General features: G+C 39.7%; 18 protein-coding genes. 3 read left to right on the top strand and 15 right to left on the bottom strand.

Features of this window, described 5'->3' with window-relative positions:
- Positions 1-379: 379 nt before the first annotated feature.
- The 13 genes from FJR04_RS22820 to FJR04_RS22760 form a co-directional block, all read right to left on the bottom strand.
- A complete protein-coding gene (locus FJR04_RS22820; protein ID WP_168499129.1) occupies positions 380-1,585 on the bottom strand; it encodes a PP2C family protein-serine/threonine phosphatase in 1,206 nt (401 codons plus the stop codon).
- Positions 1,586-1,837: 252 nt separating this feature from the next.
- Positions 1,838-5,725 (bottom strand): response regulator, encoded by a 3,888-nt coding sequence (locus tag FJR04_RS22815; protein WP_168499127.1) that lies wholly within the window; start codon positions 5,723-5,725, stop codon positions 1,838-1,840.
- A gap of 196 nt (positions 5,726-5,921) precedes the next feature.
- Positions 5,922-6,482, bottom strand: coding sequence for a heme NO-binding domain-containing protein (locus FJR04_RS22810; RefSeq protein ID WP_168499125.1), 561 nt, complete (start codon positions 6,480-6,482; stop codon positions 5,922-5,924).
- Between the two features lie 152 nt (positions 6,483-6,634).
- Entirely contained in the window at positions 6,635-6,967 is a 333-nt protein-coding gene (locus tag FJR04_RS22805) for an STAS domain-containing protein (protein ID WP_254445352.1), read from the bottom strand.
- Between the two features lie 75 nt (positions 6,968-7,042).
- Entirely contained in the window at positions 7,043-7,510 is a 468-nt protein-coding gene (locus FJR04_RS22800) for an ATP-binding protein (RefSeq protein ID WP_168499123.1), read from the bottom strand.
- Between the two features lie 45 nt (positions 7,511-7,555).
- Positions 7,556-8,554: a sugar transferase gene (locus FJR04_RS22795; RefSeq protein WP_217359485.1), complete on the bottom strand. Its 999-nt coding sequence runs from the start codon at positions 8,552-8,554 to the stop codon at positions 7,556-7,558.
- A 19-nt stretch (positions 8,555-8,573) separates the two neighbouring features.
- Positions 8,574-9,059, bottom strand: coding sequence for a glycosyltransferase (locus tag FJR04_RS22790; RefSeq protein ID WP_168499121.1), 486 nt, complete (start codon positions 9,057-9,059; stop codon positions 8,574-8,576).
- A 164-nt stretch (positions 9,060-9,223) separates the two neighbouring features.
- Positions 9,224-9,685, bottom strand: coding sequence for a PssD/Cps14F family polysaccharide biosynthesis glycosyltransferase (pssD, locus tag FJR04_RS22785; RefSeq protein ID WP_168499119.1), 462 nt, complete (start codon positions 9,683-9,685; stop codon positions 9,224-9,226).
- A 48-nt stretch (positions 9,686-9,733) separates the two neighbouring features.
- Positions 9,734-10,756: a glycosyltransferase family 2 protein gene (locus FJR04_RS22780; RefSeq protein ID WP_168499117.1), complete on the bottom strand. Its 1,023-nt coding sequence runs from the start codon at positions 10,754-10,756 to the stop codon at positions 9,734-9,736.
- A 79-nt stretch (positions 10,757-10,835) separates the two neighbouring features.
- Positions 10,836-11,792, bottom strand: a complete 957-nt coding sequence (locus FJR04_RS22775) for a glycosyltransferase family 2 protein (protein ID WP_168499115.1) — start codon at positions 11,790-11,792, stop codon at positions 10,836-10,838.
- A complete protein-coding gene (locus FJR04_RS22770; protein ID WP_168499113.1) occupies positions 11,789-13,066 on the bottom strand; it encodes a lipopolysaccharide biosynthesis protein in 1,278 nt (425 codons plus the stop codon). The genes FJR04_RS22775 and FJR04_RS22770 overlap by 4 nt, the downstream gene beginning before the upstream one ends.
- On the bottom strand, positions 13,063-14,061 hold the full coding sequence (locus FJR04_RS22765; protein ID WP_168499111.1) for a glycosyltransferase family 4 protein: 999 nt from the start codon (positions 14,059-14,061) through the stop codon (positions 13,063-13,065). Before FJR04_RS22765 ends, FJR04_RS22770 begins: the two co-directional genes overlap by 4 nt.
- A 73-nt stretch (positions 14,062-14,134) precedes the next feature.
- A complete protein-coding gene (locus tag FJR04_RS22760) occupies positions 14,135-15,193 on the bottom strand; it encodes a polysaccharide pyruvyl transferase family protein (RefSeq protein ID WP_168499109.1) in 1,059 nt (352 codons plus the stop codon).
- Positions 15,194-15,716: 523 nt separating this feature from the next.
- On the opposite strand from FJR04_RS22760, the gene FJR04_RS22755 reads away from it, so the two are divergent.
- The 3 genes from FJR04_RS22755 to FJR04_RS22745 all read left to right on the top strand — a co-directional run bounded on the left by FJR04_RS22755 (position 15,717) and on the right by FJR04_RS22745 (position 19,624).
- Positions 15,717-16,745: a polysaccharide biosynthesis/export family protein gene (locus FJR04_RS22755; RefSeq protein ID WP_168499107.1), complete on the top strand. Its 1,029-nt coding sequence runs from the start codon at positions 15,717-15,719 to the stop codon at positions 16,743-16,745.
- On the top strand, positions 16,742-18,139 hold the full coding sequence (locus FJR04_RS22750) for a GumC family protein (RefSeq protein WP_168499105.1): 1,398 nt from the start codon (positions 16,742-16,744) through the stop codon (positions 18,137-18,139). The genes FJR04_RS22755 and FJR04_RS22750 overlap by 4 nt, the downstream gene beginning before the upstream one ends.
- Positions 18,140-18,301: 162 nt before the next feature.
- On the top strand, positions 18,302-19,624 hold the full coding sequence (locus FJR04_RS22745) for an O-antigen ligase domain-containing protein (RefSeq protein ID WP_168499103.1): 1,323 nt from the start codon (positions 18,302-18,304) through the stop codon (positions 19,622-19,624).
- A 240-nt stretch (positions 19,625-19,864) separates the two neighbouring features.
- Here the strand turns inward: FJR04_RS22745 and FJR04_RS22740 are convergent, their stop codons facing one another.
- Positions 19,865-20,254 (bottom strand): hypothetical protein, encoded by a 390-nt coding sequence (locus FJR04_RS22740; RefSeq protein WP_168499099.1) that lies wholly within the window; start codon positions 20,252-20,254, stop codon positions 19,865-19,867.
- A 61-nt stretch (positions 20,255-20,315) separates the two neighbouring features.
- Positions 20,316-20,891 (bottom strand): Tn3 family transposase (locus FJR04_RS22735; RefSeq protein WP_168499101.1); only part of this gene is annotated, 576 nt, incomplete at its 5' end.

The raw sequence follows: 20,891 nt of genomic DNA, 5'->3' as shown, positions 1-20,891 counted from the left end.
GGGACAATGCGATCCAACAGGTGCATTTTGTCAATCCAAAATTTCTGTTGCGAGTTTTAGTTGATCATTTTATGGGACTAGGAAGGTGAGATGCCCATTTTACCTTCAATTCTTTTTTAACACTCGCAACGGAAAGAATATTCTGTAACCAGTTTTCTGGTGCGAGTTCAGTTGCAATTAATGTGAGTCGATATTTATAATTGCAAGCCCATTTGCATTTAATCTGAGCCTGGTTGCAATTAATCTGAGCCGGAACACAATCTTAATTGCAATTAATGTGAGTCAGAAATTTTCTTGTTTGTGAGCCGGAGGGTTTATGATTGCAAGCCGCAACATTTACAGATAATTTTTACTCTAGCTTTTTATTATCTCATTCTATTTATATTAAGGATAAGTCTATTGAGACTGAAGAAACAAAATTTATTTCTAATAAAGAGCAGTCATCTGTAAATGATTGACTAGCTGTAGCAATTTTAATAGCTGCTAAAACATCGTCTAAATTCATAAAATGATGATTACATCTAGTCAATAAATTGATAAAATCATTCAATTTCCACAGTGTACCATCAGGCAGTTCAACTTCATAAACTCCATCGCTAAAAACATAGATTTTACTAGATGGTTGAATTTGACACACAGCATTTTCATATTCTCCTTCTGCAAATGCCCCGATGGGCATACTGGGAGTAATTAACTGTTTGATATCTATACTAGAGTCAGTTAATTGAGAAAGCAATAAAGCTGGTGGATGTCCAGCAGTAGCATAAGTTAATTGATAAGACTCAATGTTAAAAACCCCATACCAAATGGTAAAGTAACGGGCGTTATGTTTTTCCATTTGGAAAACTTCATTCAAAGCGTTGAGAACTTCAGATGGTTGATGGAAATTTGCTTGAGGGAGAGTTTGTGAACGCAACAAATTATGCACGAAAATGGAAGGGAGTGCAGCGGCTAATCCATGTCCAGAAACATCCAAAAGATAAATAACTAAGTTTTCTTCATCTAACCAGTAGTAATCAAAGCAATCACCACCTAATTGATGAGAAGGTAAAAACCTGTGATTAATAGTCACTAATCCTGACATTGGCTCAGGTAAAATAGATGTAACATAATCAGCGGCTTCATGCAATTCCGTTTCTAAAAGTTGTTTCTGAATTTGTAAATCTTCAGCTAATCTCTGAAGCTCTTGATTAGTTTGATATAACCTGAGTCCTGCTCGCACTCGTGCTTTTAGTTCACTCACATCAATGGGTTTGCTCAAGAAATCATCTGCACCATTATCTAAACCTTCAACCCTATCTTCAACGGCTGTGCGTGAGGTAAGGAGGATAAAGAATGTTGTTGATAAAGATGGTTCAGATTTAATAATACGGCATACCTCTAAGCCATCCATTTCATCCATTTGCCAATCACAAATAATCAGGGCAGGATGATGCTGATAAGCTTGCTCTACACCTTGTACACCGCTAGAAGCGATAATAACCTCATATCCCTGTCCTTGCAGTGCTTGTTTAAGAACTATTTGGATAATTCGATCATCATCAATGACTAAAATTTTGATTTTATGATCAGATATTTCTAGCATAATTGGTAATTACCTACCCTAATAGATATGATACAGAAGAATATAGCTTACGCCACGCTACGCTATCAGGAGTCAGGGGTAAAATTGGCTTGGTGTCTGGCTTTGAATTTAGATTCTTTACCTCACTTATCTGTAATGTGCTGTAAGAGACTTCCTAATAAAAAAATCTCTAATTTTTATGGTGGGTTAGCGCAGCGTAACCCACCATAAAATTATTGTTGGGTAATTTATTTTTTTGTGTTCCCTAAGTATTTAATCGGATATGATATTGATATAAAAACTTTCCAGAACCGAAATGACATTTTTATATTCGCTCTCTATTTGATTAACCAGATCAGCGATTTGTGCTAATGATTGATTTTGTGCATTATATTCCAAAGTTTCACAGATTTTACCCAATTTGACTGCACCTATACTAACACTGGGCGATCGCAAAGCATGAGCCGCTTTCTTGAGATTAGCTCGATTTTCAGAGGCAAAAGCATTTTTAATTGCCTGAATTCTGATTGGGGTATCTTCTAAATAAGCTTGGATCAGTTCCCTAATTAACTGGTCGCCTTCACTCCCTGCCATACTACGCAAGCCCTCCAGAACACTGTGGTCAATGACTGATTGCTGGTTAGAGGAGGTGAATACCCCATCTGTAACAGGTTTTGTGGCTTGATGCTGCTGAGTGCCATACTGTTTCAGAACTGCTTCCAGCCCTTCCAAACTAATCGGCTTACTAATATAATCATTCATCCCGATACTCAGGCATTCTTGGCGATCTTCTGGACGAGCATGGGCAGTCATAGCAATAATCCAAGGTTGAGCATCCTGGGAAAAGTCCCCACGAACACGACGAGTCGTTTCCCACCCATCCATTTCTGGCATCTGGATATCCATAAATACCACATCATAAAGTTGCCTTTGCAACGCCTCTAAGGCTTCACATCCATCATTAGCCACATCTGCCCGATAACCTAACCGATGCAGCATCTTCAGGGCAATTTTCTGATTAACTAATATATCTTCAACTAGCAGAATCTTTAGGGGTAAGCTTTCCGCAAACTTCCTATCAACGGTGGGGAGATGGGGTTTAGGCAACCGAGAGTAAGAAGGAATGATAGACTGGGGAGTACCTTGGGTAAACCAGCTACCACGAACAATTTGTAACAGCGTATTGTGTAACTGGTACTGACGCACAGGTTTATGTAAAAAAGCAGTAAACTCAGATGCTATCTGTTTCACTTCTAAGGTGTGCTTACCTTTAGAACTCAACATCACCAAAGGTAAATCCTTCTGTTTGGGTATAGCACGAATCTTAGCTGTGAGGTCGAGACAATCTAAATCTGGATGATCAATATCCAAGATAGCCAGAGCAAAGGGTTTTTGCTGCCAGAGATATTGCAGGATAGTAGTATTAGATTCCCCAACTTGGACATCCAATCCCAAACTCTGAAGTTGCAACGTTAAGCATTTTCTTAAATTGGTGTTATGGACTGCTAAGAGTAACCGCTTACCGACTAATTCAGGATCAGCAGTAGTGAGACTATTAATAGCCGACTGATCAACTGGCAAAATAACAGTGAAATAGAAAGTCGAACCTTGATCTGGTTGACTATCTACCCACATCCTCCCCCCCATTATCTCGCACAGCCGTTTGCTGATGACTAATCCCAAGCCTGTGCCACCGTAACGTCGAGTCATGGAGACATCAACCTGACTGAAGGGTTTAAAGAGTCGGTGTAAGCGATCGCGGGGAATGCCAATACCTGTATCTCTGACTGCAAATTGCAACTCATAGCGTCCAGAACTTGAAACTAGCTGCCTAGCTGTGATTGTCACCACTATTTCGCCGATTTTGGTAAATTTAACGGCATTACTCATTAAATTCCAGAGAATTTGGCGCAAACGGGTAATATCACCAGTAATAACTGATGGTATATTTGGTTCTAGTTGATACATCAATTCTATCCCTTTGGAAGCGGCTTGGGGAGCTAATAAATCTAGGGCTTCTTCCACACAAAGACGCAAATCAAAAGGCTGTGCTTCTAACTCTAATTTGCCAGATTCAATCTTAGAAAAGTCGAGAATATCATTAATAATCGTCAGTAGTGCATTGCTACTATTGCGAATGGTTTCCACGCAGTCAAGTTGCTCAGGAGTCAAGCTAGTATCCAAGAGCATTCCACTCATGCCGATGATGGCATTCATAGGGGTGCGAATTTCATGGCTCATCGTAGCCAGGAAATTACTTTTGGCCATGTTGGCAGTCTCTGCTGTTTGCTTGGCCAGGTTTAGTTCTTCATTTTGCAGTGCTAACAGATTGGTTTGATGGGTTTCCTGAGTTAGTAACTGTGCTTGGGTGAGAGCAACACCCATTTGATCAGCCAAGTGTTTGAGGAGATCTAATTCTAATTGGGTCCATTGTCTAGGGCGATCGCACTGATGAGCAATTAATAATCCCCATAAATCTTCCCGCACTAAAATCGGGACAACCAGATTGGCTTTCACCTGAAACTGCCGTAAAAATTCCAGATGACAAGGTTGAAATCCTGCCGTTTCCACATCGGAAATAACAGTAATCCGTCCTTGACGATAAAAGTCAAAGTATCCAGCCTTCAGACAAGGATCATTGATATCTTGGTCTAGAGTGACTGACCATCCGGGAACTACTGCCTCCTGGACAACTTTGCCATTACCATCAGGGTTAATTTGGAAGATGACGACGCGATCGCACTGCAAAATCCGTTGCACTTCCGTCACTGTTGTCTGTAGAATTTTTTCCCATTGCAAAGACTGGCGAATTTCTTCAGTAATTTGCTTGAGCAGTAGCACCCGTTCATATTGTTGCTGTAGTGCAGCTTCTGAAAGTTTGCGTTCGGTAATATCTAGATGGGTTCCCACCATTCTCATCGCTCTACCTTGAGAATCGCGGCTAACTAACTTACCCCGATCTAGAATCCACTTCCATTCTCCAGATTTGGTTAAAAACCTAACTTCTACCTCATAAAAAGGTGTCTCACCCTTGAGATGTGCTATCAGTCGCTCTTGCATGAGGGACAGATCCTCTGGATGGATCAGCTGAATTTTCAGCTTGATATTGTTTTCTAGTTCTTCCGGCGCATAACCCAGCATTGTAAACCAACGTGGACTGCGATAAACTTCCCCAGTCACCAGATTCCAGTCCCAGAGTCCTTCATCTACAGCATCTAAAGCCAGCTTTAACCGTTCTTCACTTAATCGAAGTGCATTTTCAGCTTGTTTGCGTTGGGTAATATCGTGGTATTTCCACAGATGTCCATAAAATTTTTGCTCAACCACAATAGGTATATAATCCTGTTCAAAGATTCGCCCATCTTGCAGTGGCAATTCTTCATTGAGAACTATTTGATTCTGGCTGAGAATCTCATCCACACGCTGGATAAACTTCTCTGGTTCAGCAAAGAGTTGTTTGCTCGTCTGTGCTGCTTGCTGACAATCCACGCCTTGTAAAGCTTCTGGCGCAACGGGAATGCCAAACTGATCACAAAATTCCTGATTTGATAGGATAACGTGTCGGGTTTCGTCTTCCAATAGCACACCAGCTTGTAAGCTTTCAATCACCGTTCTCAATCTTGATGCTGTTGCTCGTAATTCAGCCCGTTGAGATGTAAGTCTGGCGGTGAGTTTTTTGGCATCTGTCAAAGCCGAATTCTTGGACTGCAAAAGAAACAGATAATCTCCAACCGAGTCGTAGAGAGGAAAATCATCGAGCTTCAGGTCTAGTTTTTTTAAATCGGTAATCTCGGTAATCCAGGGAGAACCAAGAAACAGCAGATGATCGGATGCCTCTAAATACACTATCTCTCCTTTTAGCTGCATTTCCTTGTGATGGGATTGCAACAGAAACAGTGATGGAGAAGAACCCGCTTTTGATGAGCGCGTATGCTGGCTAATAGCTGCAAAGTTGACTGGACAATTGGGGCGATTAATTTGGAAATGTTCTTCAAGAAAACTACCAAGCATTAAGATAGGTTCAAGAATGCGCTGAAGCACTCCACCTGCTTGGACAATCTTCATATCTCGATCTATGACCAAATGAAAGGGAAACAAAGCTGCAAATTGGTCTGGATTAAGACTGAATTGTTTTGATTCGATCACCCGATCATTTGTCATAAATAGCCATTATAAACTGCATACACCAGCACACCTAAAAAATTGCTCTAGCAAAGCAAGAAAGCAGATTTTAAAAATGTTTAATTAATTGTACACAGGTACTTAGCTTACTTTAGTTAAATGGGGATAAAACTTTAATTTTTTGTTGTTTGCAATAACACAACTTCGTTAATTTATCCGATAGTCACGAAAGCGGTTAGGCTTGAGAATTGTCATATTCAACAGCAAAAATATCGTGAGATGCACCTTGTTGACGAAAACTAATTTGGGTAATATCTACCTTTGTATGAAAGCGTTTTCCCAATCCATGAATTAAACCAATCACCATTGGTGCTAAACCCTGCCTAGTTGATTGATAGTGCAGTTCCATTGACTTTTCGCTGGTGTGTTCGCAATCAAAAGATGGGGGACGGAGTTGGGGAAAACTCAAGCCGACTCGTGCGTGCAGATTATCAAGGTTCTCCATAAACTGCCCTAAAGAGTTACCGGCGCTATCTAAAAGTTCTCCATAGCCTTCTTCTGCGGTGTATGTCACCCAGTATTCACCAAATGCTTGCAGTATTTCTTCTGCCTCCATGCCTAAAACCTCACAAGCTGCTGCAACTAAGCGATAGGTAATATCATCAGAATAAGCATCCATGCCAATAAAAAAGTCTATGTCTTCCAGTTCAGCTTTTTGCTTGATACTTTCCCAGGTATTTTCACCGTGGTATTTGCAAATCATATCTTCAATTGCTTTGTTGACTAAACCGTACATTAACTTAAACTCCTCAGTATAAAATCGTAGGTAAACCAGAAACAATGCAGCATATTTTGTTCATGAAAGGTACAAACTGGAAGAATAAAACCCTTGTGGTGCGGGCATATTGCCCGCTAGGCTTGTACCTTATAACAGTAGGAAGTGCTGTATTAAGCAGATACGAATGATGCCTGATCCGGTAACACCTCAAAAAATTGATTTGTGTTAGTCATATCAAAGATCATATTTATTTGCTGGTTAATAGAACAAAGTACCAATCTAATATTTTTTTGTCGAACTATTTTTAGCGTCATCAGCAAGGCACTAAAACCAGAACTATCCATAAATGTAACATCTTTAAAATCAATCAAAATAGTTTTGATATCTGATGTTATCAGTTCATCCACTTCTTCGCGGAGTTGATTACCCTTTTTACTATTAAAAATGCCTTGGGGCTGAATCACTTTGACTTGCGAATTCATAACTTTGCTTGAAATAGACATCTTGAAATTTGGTGGTATTAATTTACAGCGTACTTAAAACCCATCACAAAAAGCAGAAAATTAAGCAATTTAGCATCATGACATAGCCAATTTTTTGTGCAGTAGTAAACAGTTTCTGTTTTCCAAATCACGGGTATAACCAATTATCCAGCCATAGTCTTTCCTGAGCCTTAGTAAAAAAATACAACCCCATTGAGATTCATGATCTAAAGGATTAAATTCGCTTTGGCTGATTTCTTGATTGAAACTTTCTATGGCTGCTTCTAAATCGAAAATATCACCTTGATCCCAAATCCGAATTTGGAAAGATTCAGAAGATATTTGTACTTCTAAATCAACAGGAGTTTCAGGACTAAGGTGGCTGTGAGCATGACGCACTACATTTGTAAAACCTTCTAGTAAAGCAGTCTGTCCTTCTAGCCAGATTTGATAAGGTATCTGTGTATTTTTGAATTGATCGAACCATTCTACAACTGTTGCCATTGCGTCAATATCGCTAACAACTTGTAGACTAAAATTATGGAGTAATAAATTTGTGTCCATGAAAATTTCGTAAAAAGGTAAGCTGTTTTAAATTAAAAAAATCTCTTATACAGCCCCTGAATCTTTGTTAAAAACCACAACAAATGTTTTCAAGATGAGTTGAAAATCGTAACCAAGACTCCAGTTTTCTTGGTAGCGCAAATCGAGCTTAATCACATCTTCAAAGTTGCGAATTTTTGAGCGCCCATTCACCTGCCATTCACCACTCAATCCTGGTCTGACATCCAACCTTTGCCAATTAAAGATTTCGTATTGTTCTAATTCATCTAGAGTAGGTGGACGAGTACCAATTAAACTCATATCTCCTGTGAGGATGTTCCAAAATTGGGGAAATTCATCCAAACTAGTTTTGCGAAGAAAGCGACCAACACGGGTAATGCGGGGGTCATGATCATTTTTGAAAAAAGCCCCAGAAGCTTGATTATTAATAGTAGATTTGAGAGCTTCAGCATTAGTCACCATTGAACGGAATTTCCAAATGCGAAACCGTTTCCCCATCCAACCACAACGAGTTTGACTAAACAGTATCGGACCAGGACTATCAAGTTTAATTGCGATCGCAATGGGAACAAACAGCACAGCAGTCACACCCAAGCCCAGAATTGCCCCTACAATGTCAATTGTCCGTTTAATAGGCGATCGCACGGAAGGATGGGTTAAAGGTGGACGCTGTTGAGATTTGCGACTGACAGTAGGGATAATTGCCTCAGTATCGGGTTCAATATGCAAAATTTTATCCAAACCAACCATAGAAAAAGCCAATTTGACTTGGGGATTAGGACTCCAAACATTTAATTGAATATTTTTGGCTTTTGCTGATTTGATATTAGTAATAAGTGAACCAATCCCACTACTATCAATAATTGTAGTTTGTCCAAAATCTAAGATGATTTTCGTAACAGTAGTATCTTCTACCCATTGTTTAAAAGACTCCCGAAAAGATACAGCTTCTATCACAGTTAATCGCAGTGGTAACTGCACTAAAAGAGTATTGTTGAAACGAGAAGTCACTAACGATATTGTTTTATTGGTATGAGTAGCCATCATGTTTACCTACTTAAAATTAGTTAAGATTTTGACCAAAACGAGATTGTAAACTCTGACAAAGAGCGAGCGCACTAGCATGAGAAACATCAGCAATAGAAACCTTTCTAGGGGCATCTATAAACCGCACCAAATCTCCCGGACACCAAGCAACAGGAACATTAATTTGCGATAGTGCTAAACCAAGTTCTACCTGATGATCATCAACGTGTTCTTTAAACTCTTGACTGCGCGAAACCAAAATATAAGGCTTATCCAAAGAATCCAGAAGCAGTAAAGTTCCTTCACCACAATGAGCAATCACAATTCGCGCTTGCTGAATCAAATCTTGAAACTTTTCTTCCTTAAGAAAACGGTAAACCTTTGCACCAGCCGGTAAAATAGTGGAGTTGCCGTACTGAACAACCACTTCTTCTTGAATCATTTCCGACTGTAACAACACCTCAACCCATTGCATCAGACGATTAAAAGGATATTGTTCTGTACCAACAGTGATTAAAATCATAAATTAAAGAGGGAATAGGGTATGAAGTAATACAGTTCAGCTAAAAACTGAAATTTTGTAGGTTGGGTTGACGGAAGGAAACCCAACATTATCAATGCTTTTATTGAGTTGCGCTGTCGCTTAACCAAACCTACTTTTCCTTAATTGAACAGATAAAGCTTTTTTCAATAACTTAAAACCTCCTGGGGAATCACAAGTTCAGCTTGAGGATAACGGGCTTGTAATTGCGGCCACTGCACATATAAAACACTGAGAAAAGGTAAAACTAATTTCGCCGATAAACTTAAAGTATTAACCCGCGTTACCGATTCAATAAATACAGTTTTGCTACCCAATAATTTGCCCAAAATCAGAAAAGGGACAGCAACACCAGCACCAGTAGAGATAATTACATCTGGTCGAATTTTTCTAATTAATTGCCAAGATAAAAGCAGATTTCTGCACAAATTTGGAAGATTTCGATTAGTAGGACTGTAAGCCCAATACACCTGTTCTTCAGTTAATTCTGCTTCTGTAGTTTTAGTGCGAAAAGTCACCCAAACTCGCTCTTGATTTTCCCAAAAAGGACGTAATTGTTGCAAAGCTTTAAAATGTCCACCAGAAGAACAAACTAATAAAACTGTCATAATTGGTAATTGGTAATTGGTAATTGGTGATTAAAAAGAGTTTATTTCCTAACTCATTTGTTCCTTTTGAATACGTTGTCGCTGAGTTGCTCCTGTAATTTGCATGATTAATTTCTCTAACCACTGGTAGATTGATTGCGGTAGTAACCATAATAGATAGGCAGCAATCAAAGAGATGAACGTGCGTCGAGGTTCTTCCAAAATAATCCGCCAATAAGTAACCAAAGCTTGATTTAGTAAACTAACTGCCATTTGTGAGGCTCTTTGTCTTGTAGCTCGTCGTGCCAAATATCGTAGTTGATAGGCTCTAGCTTTATTGCCCCATTTCTCAATAAATTCAGGATTATAAACTTTGGTTTTCACAAGAATTTGTTCCCAAGATTCATATTGTTTGAGAAGATTAGCCGACAAACCACCACTATTTAAACGATAAAGAGTCAGTGCTTCAGGAATACCTTCTATTTTCCAATTTGTTTGTAAAGCAATACGCAACCAACATTCAATATCTTCAGACTGACGAAAACGATCATCAAAATAGAAATCTTCCACCTCCCCATGAAGATTGGCTTCAAACTTAATAGCTGTCAAAACATCCCTGCGAATTACAACCGAAGATCCATTACCAATAGGATTACGACAAAACAGATATTCGGGAGTAATATTTGTTAACTTAGGCATTTGATAAATACCCAAAGGTTTACCTTGCTCATCAATAAATCGAGAACGGGAAAAACTCACCCCAACATTAGGCGAATTATCCAAATGTTGAAGATGTTTTTCCACCTTTTGTGGCAACCATAAATCATCACTATCAACAAAACCTAAAAACTCCCCTTGCGCGTGACGAATCCCTGTATTTCTCGCCCCAGCTAAACCGCGATTTTGCTGATGAATAATCTTAATTCGCTCATCTTTAAACTGCCGACAAATTTCAATACTTTTATCAGTTGAACCATCATCAACAATAATAACTTCCAAATCGCCGTAGGTTTGCGCCAGAACCGACTCCAGCGTTTCAGCAACCGTTTTTTCAGAATTATAAACAGGAATAATCACAGATATTTTAGGCATGATATTAATTAGGTGACAGGGAACAGGTGACAGGTGACAGTAGGAAAAAGAGAAGAGACAGGAGTTTTTTAGTTTTTAATTAATTTCTTTCTTTGCGCCTTTGCGTGAAAAAAATCTTCTCCATCACCAAAGAGCCAAACACAGCAACCAAAGTCAATAAACTTCGTCGCGGCTGATGAAACAACAAACGCCAATCAGAAACCAAAGCACGACTCATAAAATCCACCCCCACCGCAGCCGGTAACTTCAACCGAAAAGCCCGTCGAGCCAGATAACGTAAATGCAGAGCTTGAGCCAAAGCAAAATGATTTTCAACCAATTGTGGAGCATAAATTTTCGCCTTTTCCACCAATTGATTCCAACCAGTTTCCATCCGATACAAATTCGATGACAGTCCAGCAGAACTGGTACGATAACGAGTTAATACCTGGTTTATCCCCGCAATTTCCCAAACACCAGTGCAAATTACCCGCAGTAACCATTCCAAATCTTCCGAATAACTCATATCAGGAGAAAAGCCTCCCACTTGAGCAAATACTTCCTTACGAACTACCCAATTAGAAGTAGTAGTGGTGGGATTTTCTGATAGTAAATATTCTGGTTTTAAATCAGTTAAACGAGAACTCGAAACCTGTCCAGTTGGTTCACCTGATTGGTTGAGTATTTCGACTTGCGAAAAGCTCACTCCTAAACGGGGATGAGATTGAAAATGTTGCAGGTGTTGTTGAAGTTTATCGGGAAACCATTGATCATCAGCATCAAGAAAAGCAATAATTTGACCTTTGCTTTTTTCAATTCCTAAATTACGAGCCGTAGAAACTCCCTGATTTAGTTGATGAATTAAATGAATGCAATTATCTGTTTCTTGATATTGTCTGACAACTGCAACTGTGTCATCCGTAGATCCATCATTTATTATTAATAATTCCCAATCAGAGCAAGTTTGTCGTTGAACAGATGTTATAGCTGCTGGTAGAAACTGAGCAGCATTGTAAGCGGGAATAATTACTGACACCATTGGGTTAATATTTGTCATGGATTTACCTCCTGCAAGAATTTAGGTAATTTTTGCAAAGTTGCCCATAACGTATATATTGGTTGCAAAGTCAGGTGTGTTAATGTCACAGCCACCGCAGCACCCAAAATTCCCCAGTTTGTACCGACACAAATAGCAGTAGCTAAACAAGCAGTAAACAAGAGATTCCAACGCAATTCAATTTCTGGTTGGCCAAAAGCACGAAACATTAAAGAAGCAGCATCAGCAAAGGGACGAGATAAAGCCGAAATACAAATTAGGATTAAGATTGGTACTGCGCCTCTTTCTACCCATTTTTGCCCAAATATTAGGGGAACATAGAAGGGAGCTAAACTAGATTGCAACACCACCAAAGGTAAAATCATCACAGCTATTTTGCGGAGACTTTGGGTATAGCGTTGGGTAAATAACTCTGTCTGAGATTTGAGATCACAGAGGTCAGAGAATAGTGAAACCCTGATGGCATTAATTACACTTAAACTAATTCCTAATCCGGCATTAAAAGCAAAATAATAAATTCCTAAAGCTTCCACACCGACAAATCTACCAATTAAAAGATAATCAATATTTTCTCTAAATATTGTTAGTAGTTCAATGCCAAGTACCCGACTAGCAAAGGATGTAATTTGTTGCCATTTATCAAATGTTAAAGATTTGGTCATCCGCCAAGGATGATATTTAAAGGTGAGAATAATCCAAATCGGTGCAACTAAAAACTTCGGTAAAACAATTGACCACATTCCCATACCAGAGAGGGCGAAAATTGCCGTCAGTACATTATCTGTAGATACTTGGACTGAACTAATTAGGGCGAGAATATTTAAGCGGTTTTCTCTTCTAATTAAGGCTGTTTGTACCATTGCCAGAGGATAAATTAGGTAAGTAATGGCAATGAGACAGATAGGAACAATGAGATGGGAATTATTATAAAATTGTGCGATCGCTAATGATGCCAAACATTGAACTATGAATAAAACTAAGGCAATTACCCAGTTTAACCCATAAGCAGTACGACATAACTCTTCCACTTCTTCCGCTTCTGCTTGCACAATTTTGTCAGCAATACCGTTGCGGGTGAAGACACGAATAAATTCAAAAGTCATCAAGACAATGGCAGCTAAACCATAATCTTCTGCACTGAGAAAACGAGCAAGAATGACTGTGGTAATAAGACGAAATACTCTAATGACTAATTCAGAAGCCCCCATCCAGCCAATGTTGCGGATAAAGCGGTCTTTTTTGAAGGAGGATAAAGTTTGGGCTATTGTTTTCATGTCAATTCCTCCAGCAACCCTTCCCAATTAGATAAGTAATTGTGCCAAGAATTGATGGCTGAAGCTTTTCCCTGTTGTCCCATTTCTGCTAATTTGTCCGCAGGTAAATTGACTAATTCCTGAATTGCTTTAGCTAGTGCTACAGAATTTTCTGAGGGAATAAGTAGGCCAAAATCTTGAATTTGTTCACTCAAACCATCCACTGCTGAAGCAATAATTGGTTTACCAGCAGCCCTAGCTTCTAAACAAACATTACCCCAAGGTTCCCAACGGGAGGGAATAACCACAGCATCGCACTGACTTAAAAAAGCAGGGACATCATCAATGCGTCCCACAAATTCAATTTTGGGACAGTTAGCAGCTAATTGTTTTAATTTGTCTTCGTCTGTTCCTGTTCCACCAATTTGTAATTGAATTCTGGAACCGGGAATTTGTTTAACTGCATCAATCAAAATATCAAAGCCTTTTTGGTGGGAAAATCGCCCATAAGCACCTAATATAAATGGTTGATCTGACAATCTCGGTTTGGGGGAAATGTTGAAAAAGGGTTCAATCAATCTGGAGAACGGAATTACACTAATTTTGTCAGCCGGCGCTAATTGGTTTTTGAGTATCCAATTCTGCTGTCCTTGGGAAACAGTAACTAAGCGATCGCACATCCCATAAGCCAGTTTTAACATTCCATGAAACCGATTCACTGACGGCACATTAAAGGCTTCAAAACCTGCACTGTAGTGATGTTCATTAATAATTAACTTGGCTGAACGTCGTAGTTTCCATAGCGGAAATAACCCCCGCCAGGAGGAGGCACCATGAACTACAATCACGTCAGGGTGTTGTTTTGAGATCACAGAAGATGCTGCTGATAAAGGCTCAGTAATAAACTCAAATTTTTCCGACAGCCAGGACATTTCTAAACTTTTTAATGTGGCTTTAATGCCACCAGTCCAACCCATGCCTTTACCGCCTACAAAATGGCAAATTTTTGGTTTCATAGATTTTTATTCTCTTCATTTTAAAATAGGTAGAAACTTCTCCCCCATCTACCTCAATGTGCAACTTAAAGGTTTAAGCAATAACTCGGCTATAGCAGTTTTGAAAATCTTCCTTGACCTGTTGCCGAATTGCTTCATGGTCAAAGTTAATAGCAGAGGTAGCAGCGATCGCATCAAAATGAATATCTGGGTTAAATTCTTCCAAGCTGCAACCAGGAATTTGTAACCGTTTTGTTAAATCTTTACCTTTATTTGAGTAGTACAAGTTAAAGGGAACTCGACCACTGGCCAAGGTTAAAACTGATGTATGATATCTAATTGCTACAATCAGACGACAAATAGCTAATGCACCCATTACCAATTCCCATTTAGCAAAGTCACTATTCACCACAAAGGGATTAAATATCTTGATCTGCGGTACTTGTTGCCTAATTTCTTCTGCCATTGCTAAGTCATTATCAGCGCCGTAAGCTTGAGACTGAATTAGCAATACAGGTTGATATCCCTGTTGGCAGCATTTCCGACTCAAAGCCACCAGTTGCCTTTGAAATTGCTGATTATCATGGCGATACATAGAATCAAATGTCCGCAGAGAAATCAAAGCTGCTGAATCTGGTTCAATTGCCAATGTGTGCAAAATTTGTTTAGCTTTTTCTTTGGCTTGCTCACTGACTGATAAAGCAAAGGCCACATCAAAAGATAAAATTGCTGGGATACCAGATGCAGTTAACCGTTGATGGCTTTCGGTATCTCTAACGCAAACAGCCGCTAATTGACGCAAGCACAAGGACAAAGCCTGAAAACTCAAGCTATGACAGGAACGGGGAATTGATTGGCCAAACAAAAAAGTATGTTTGGGCGATCGCCTTAACTGAAGCAAATTCCTGATGAACGCTTTGGTAATTAAACCTTCACGAGCATTATTAAAAATATCGCCACCGACACTAATATAGGCATCACAATGCCTAATCTGCGGCACAATTTGCAAACCGGGAATGTAATCCGGTTCTGAATCTTGGAATTGAGCAACAACTTCAGCCTCAGATGCTAGAGCAGTTAAGGCGCTATAAATGGCTGCATCACCAATATTGAGCGTTGAATAAGTGTTTACCAGACCAATAGTGAGTCCCATAATGGTGATTCTCAGAATTAATTGACTGGTAGATGCCCCGATAATAGTAGTTTGGGTTAAGCAATAACGCCACCCAACAAAAGCTTCGATTATTTGGATTTCCTGATGTCAACCCATTACTATATCTCCAGCACTTCTTGAGATGGCTAACACCGTTACTGAAGAGAAATGCTTTCTTTTAAAAAACCTGTATTATTTTTATATACTTAATGTGAGTCAGTTGTCAAATAAAATTTGTATAATTTTTGTATGATTGCTAATAAATAATTGAGTCAGTACATCTCAATAATTACCCTGATTTATATCAGTATGTAGAATTGTAAATTACGTAATATTACCCCTGACTGCTGGCTGAATCGTTAGTTAAATTGGTAAGAAGGCATTTTACATCTTAATTCATACCGTACAATAAATATTAGTTATTAGGGCATATAAACTAGATGCTCTAAATGTAAATACTACTAACTTTAGACTTTTATTATCACGAATTTCCTAAGTACATACTTACGTATTTTCTCTGACGATGCTTAAACGTTTAATTTTTAATACCATAATTGCAACATTAACCTTGGCAACACCTAGTTTTGGTTTACCCTTATCTCCCGGAGATCGCGTCAAGGTAACTATTCCAGAAGGAGCAGAGTTTAGTGGAATTTTTGAAGTTAACTTAGAAGGCAATTTAGAGATTCCCTATCTCACCCCATTGCCAGTTGTGGGTTTAGAACCAGAGCAAGTTGAGGAGAATTTGACTACAGTGTTGATTGATGGGGCTTTTTTCCAACGCTCCTTCCTTCAGGTGAGTCTCAAAGTAGTGCAGTGGGGACCTGTAGAGGTGTTTGTCAGTGGGGCGACCTTTTTACCAGGAAGGGTATTTATCAATGAATCTTCCCCAGGTGAAAGAACACAGCCTCCTGTACCAGTGGCCGGACAATATCCACCAAACCGTTATTTGGCAACTGCTATCCGTGATGCTGGTGGTATTAAACCTACTGCTGATATCAAAAACATTCGATTGATTCGTAACGGAGAAACCCGCATTGTTGACTTATCTGGGGTTTTGACCGGTGAACCTTTTGCAGATGTAGCGTTAATTGCAGGCGATCGCATTATTGTTCCAGATTCAGGAAAAATGCAGAATGAACTTGTGCGTCCTTCGCAAATTACCCCAACTGGGGTGAAAGTATTCCTTTCCAATCTCACCGTACCAGCTACGGGTAATGCTGTTTCTGGGATTGGACGTGATGCCACTTCATTTCCTTATGGTTCTCGCTTTTCTCATGCGGTGACAGCAGCCAACTGTGCTGGGGGGACAAGGGGAACAAATGCCGAACGCAAAGCAATCTTGGTAACTACTGAGCAGTTAACTGGGAAAACTACTTACTTGCAGCGCCATATCAATGATCTGCTGACAAATTCCACCAGCGATGCTAACAATCCTTTTTTACAGGCTAATGATATTGTTACCTGCTATGACTCAAAAGTTGTGCAATTTCGGGATGTCATCCAAACCATTTTATCCCCTATCCCCATTTTGCGAGATTTGTTTAAATGACACAAGAACCTTTAGTTTTTAAAATGGTCAATTTGGGGAGTTTATTCAAAGGGCGTTGGCTACGATATCTCATCCTCAGTGCGTTAGGTAACACTTTGATTTGGGGGGCATCCCTCCAGTATTTGAAAGTCACCCAACCTACCTACACCAGCGAATGGGGTTTAATCCTCAGTAGTGGTAGTTTGGGAGTGAGCGTCAACCTGCCGGGTATTGGTCAAGCGTCTTCTTCTACTGGCTCTGCTTTGGGGAGTTCTACTTATGATCCGAGAGCAAATCTTGAGTATATTTTTACAAGTGACCGCGTTTTAAAAGCCGCAGCAGCGATCGCTAAAATTCCGGCTGATAAATTCCCAAAGCCTCGCATCAAACTTTTAAACAACACAACGATCATGTTGTTTGAAGTTACTGGCAAAAGTCCAGAAGAAGCAAGGGATAAATCATTGGCTCTCTATCAAGCAATAGTCAGCCACATCAATGTTTTACGAAATGGAGAAATTAGTCAGCGAGGAAAACCTTCCCAGGAAATTTTGCTTTCAGCCCAACACAAATTAGAGGAGGCTCAAAAACGACTCTCGGAATACAAAATACGTTCTGGGCTGAGTTTTCCTGATCAAGTAGGTAATTTATCTACCAATATTGAACAGCTACGCCGGTTGCGAGCAGAAACTAATGCCCAAGAGCAGATGACTAACAAACGAATGCAGCAGTTGTCCGAGGATTTGGGACTTTCCCCCGTAGAAGCAGCAACAGCTTTTCTTCTCCACGTAGACCAAATTTTTCAACAAAACCTCAAGGATTATAGTGAAGCTACAACCACATTAGAAGTTTTAATCACTAAGTTTGGAGTCAATCATCCCCAAGTAATTAAAGAAACAAAACGGCAAGATGCATCTTGGGTAGCCTTACTCCAGCGTGGTGAATATCTATCTGGAAAGCCTCTAACTCCTAACACACTCAATCGTTTAGCTTTAGCTGTGAACGGATCTGGGCGGGATACATTATTCCAGAGTTTGGTAACTTATCAATCAGATCAAAAAGGACTCAAAGCCCAAGTTCAAGGATTAGACACAGCGATCGCGCAACTGGAAAAGCGTCTGGATAATCTCTCTCAAAAGCAATCAATCTTAGAAAACTTGAAGCGAGATCAACAGATCGCTGAAGCGGTATTTGCATCTACCCTTACCAAATTAGATTTAGGACAAGGAGACGTGTTTTCAACCTATCCTTTAATTCAAATGGCAATGGAGCCTAGTTTACCCGATGAACCTACTGCTCCCAAGAAGAACTTTATCCTCGCTGGAGCAGTGATCGGTTCGGTCTTTTCCACCCTTGGTCTTGGTTTGCTATGGATTCGTAAACCCTGGATAGAAAAGCTATCTAAGTGGATATCATGATGCAGGAGTCAGCCCTTCGACTTCGCTCAGGGCAAGGAGTTCGGAGTTCGGAGTAGGGGCGAAGCATTCGGGTGATAAATTATCAGTTTTTGCCAAAGAATATTTTCCGAATGCTTCGCCCGTACAGGAGTTCAGGAGTTCAGGAGTTTTTAAAGGAAATAGATGGTAAAGCAGACCAAAAAAGATGATATTAAACCAGAGAATGTGCCAGAAAAAGTTGTCTGGTGGGCGATCGCTAACACCTATTTTATCTGGCTTTTCGGCGGGCTTTATGTTGTCGGCGCTCTCCTGGGTTGGCTACTGCTAATATTTTTACTAATTAAAGTCCTAGCTCAAACTGAAAACACCCCAGACGACGAAAAAATCGTCATCCCCTGGTCTTTGTGGATTTGGATAGCAGGAATGCTGATGATGGAAGTGGCATTGATAGCCGGACATCTCGACTACAACTTACCAACAGGTTTAATCATTAAATCCTCCATTGGCTGGGCTAAAGGTTGGGCTGCATTAGCTCTGTATCCCTTAGCAGGATGCTTAAAAATCCGCCCCCAGATAATTTATCGAGCCGTGTGTGTTGTGGGTTTTCATACCCTGTTGATTATCCCTTTTTTACTGTTAGCACCCTCTTTGCACCTACCCCAAGTTCTCTATGTCTCACCACTCAAAGCCGTAGGGGGACCAGGTAATGAATTTTTTGATGTGCCTCTCTATGAAATTGATGGCAGCACAGGTGACTTGCGTTGGCGGCTATTTACCCCTTGGGGACCAGCATTAGGTTTTGTGGGCAATGTTAACTTTATGCTGGCCTTGCAAGAAAAAAATAAAAAATGGCGCAGGTTAGGACTAGCAGGATCAGTTGTCATGTGTTTTGTTTGTAAATCCCGTATGGCTCAGGTTTGCATTGTTATTATCCCCTTACTGACAAATGTCTTATCTAGTTTGACTCGACCACGAATGCTGATCGGAATGGGGTTTTTTAGTTACCTTGCTGGCATTTTTTCCCCATCAATCATTGTTGCCTTTGATAATTTTTGGGAAGCTTTCAAGGGCGCAAGAGCAGGATCTACACGGGTACGCATGGCTTTAAAAGACATTGCTATTTATCGCTGGAAAACTGAAGCTCCAATTTGGGGACATGGTGTAGTTGAAGAAGGACCCCACATTGTTGAGCATATGCCCATTGGTTCACACCACAGCTGGGCAGGTTTATTGTTTGTCAAGGGAATTGTTGGGTTTATGGCTCTAGCTATTCCCTTGGGGTTCAGTTTTGTTGATTTGTTAATTAAGTCAACGGACAGTAGACGAGAAACTGCCAAAGTTGGCTTAAGTATTGTGATGATTCTTTTTCTCTATACCTTTGGCGAGAATTTAGAGATATTAGTTTATTTGTATTGGCCAGGATTATTAGCAATGGGTATTGGTTGTCAAGAAAAACCAAAATTGGCATCACCATGGTCGGGTACTCCCTTCCCACTCAAGGAATAGACAGAGGAACTAAAGCAAAAATGTGGTCTAAAGTTTTTAATATTTGCTCTGAAGTCATCAAAATTTTGACATCCTTTAAGATGTTCTCAATTTCGGCAATGGTTATATTTGAAGGTAAATGATGTAGCTTCTGTAATCTGGGGTGGATATCTGACACTGTTGGCGAAATATTTCTTTACATTAAAAAACGATAAAAACTAATCAATTTGGAGAAATCATGAGTAACTTCTTGTAGCAGTTTTAACACCAGTTAGAAACTGCTACAAGAAGTTTTATTTCCTGAATAAATTGATTAAGTGCTTTCTGTGCTGTTTTAAAACCTGAAGCTTGCCGTCCCAACTTCAATTCAAATAAAATGCGATCGCGTATGCGTATTGCCTCAAAATCTATAACGTCATGCACAAAGGTAATGGCTGACCGCTCCTGAAGCTCTAAATTTTCTTTCTGAAGATTCTGTACTTGGATTTTCAGTTTTTCTATCTCCTGCTCATACCGTGTAATACTTGGTAAGCAATCAGAAAAAAGTGGTGCATTAGATGGGGTAATTTCTGAAATTTCCCGTGTAATACATGACAAAATATTATTTGTAACTATTTGGGGTACAGCCGGGATACCTGCAAAATGGGACACGTTGTAAAGTTTTGTAAACAAAAACCCTACAACCCTTACCAGAACTACCTTCACTTTCTTATCAAGCCAAAACCAAAAGCCCATCGTCATCCAACAAATTCGGCACAGCCTCCATATCAATCAAATAATCGCCAAAACGCTTAATATGGCTAGTCATATAAGGACTTAATGCCGCCACATCTTCACGATTGATCAAATGACCAGCCTTCAGTAAATCCCGCGAAACATCAGTTAAATCCACAACATTCTGGAAAATAACAGCATTAGCCACCAAATCATTATATTTAATAATCTTCTCCTGCTCAACCGGATCATTATTAGCAATAACCCCAAAACCACCAAAGAAAAACCACTTAGAAAAACCGTTATAAGCCTCAACAATATTTGTCGCCGCAGTAATCTGTTGTCGCAACTTCATATCCGAAATATATTGCAACAAAAATACCGTCCTAATCACCCGTCCCAACTCTTGAAAAGCTTGGTATAACCTATTTTTCCGACTATAATTTCCCAGCTTTCGTAACAACACTGCACTCGAAATCTTACCAGTTTGAATTGACAAAACAACCTGCAAAATATCTTGCCAATGGTTTTCTATTTTAGCCCAATCAATTGTATCCTTAAACAAAGAATCAAT

Origin of the sequence: Anabaena sp. UHCC 0204 (assembly GCF_009711975.1) — a bacterium.
In the GTDB taxonomy this organism is placed as follows: Bacteria; Cyanobacteriota; Cyanobacteriia; order Cyanobacteriales; family Nostocaceae; genus Dolichospermum.
The sequence above is the reverse complement of the archived record's forward strand: the minus strand, read 5'-3'. Positions and strand labels throughout refer to the sequence as shown.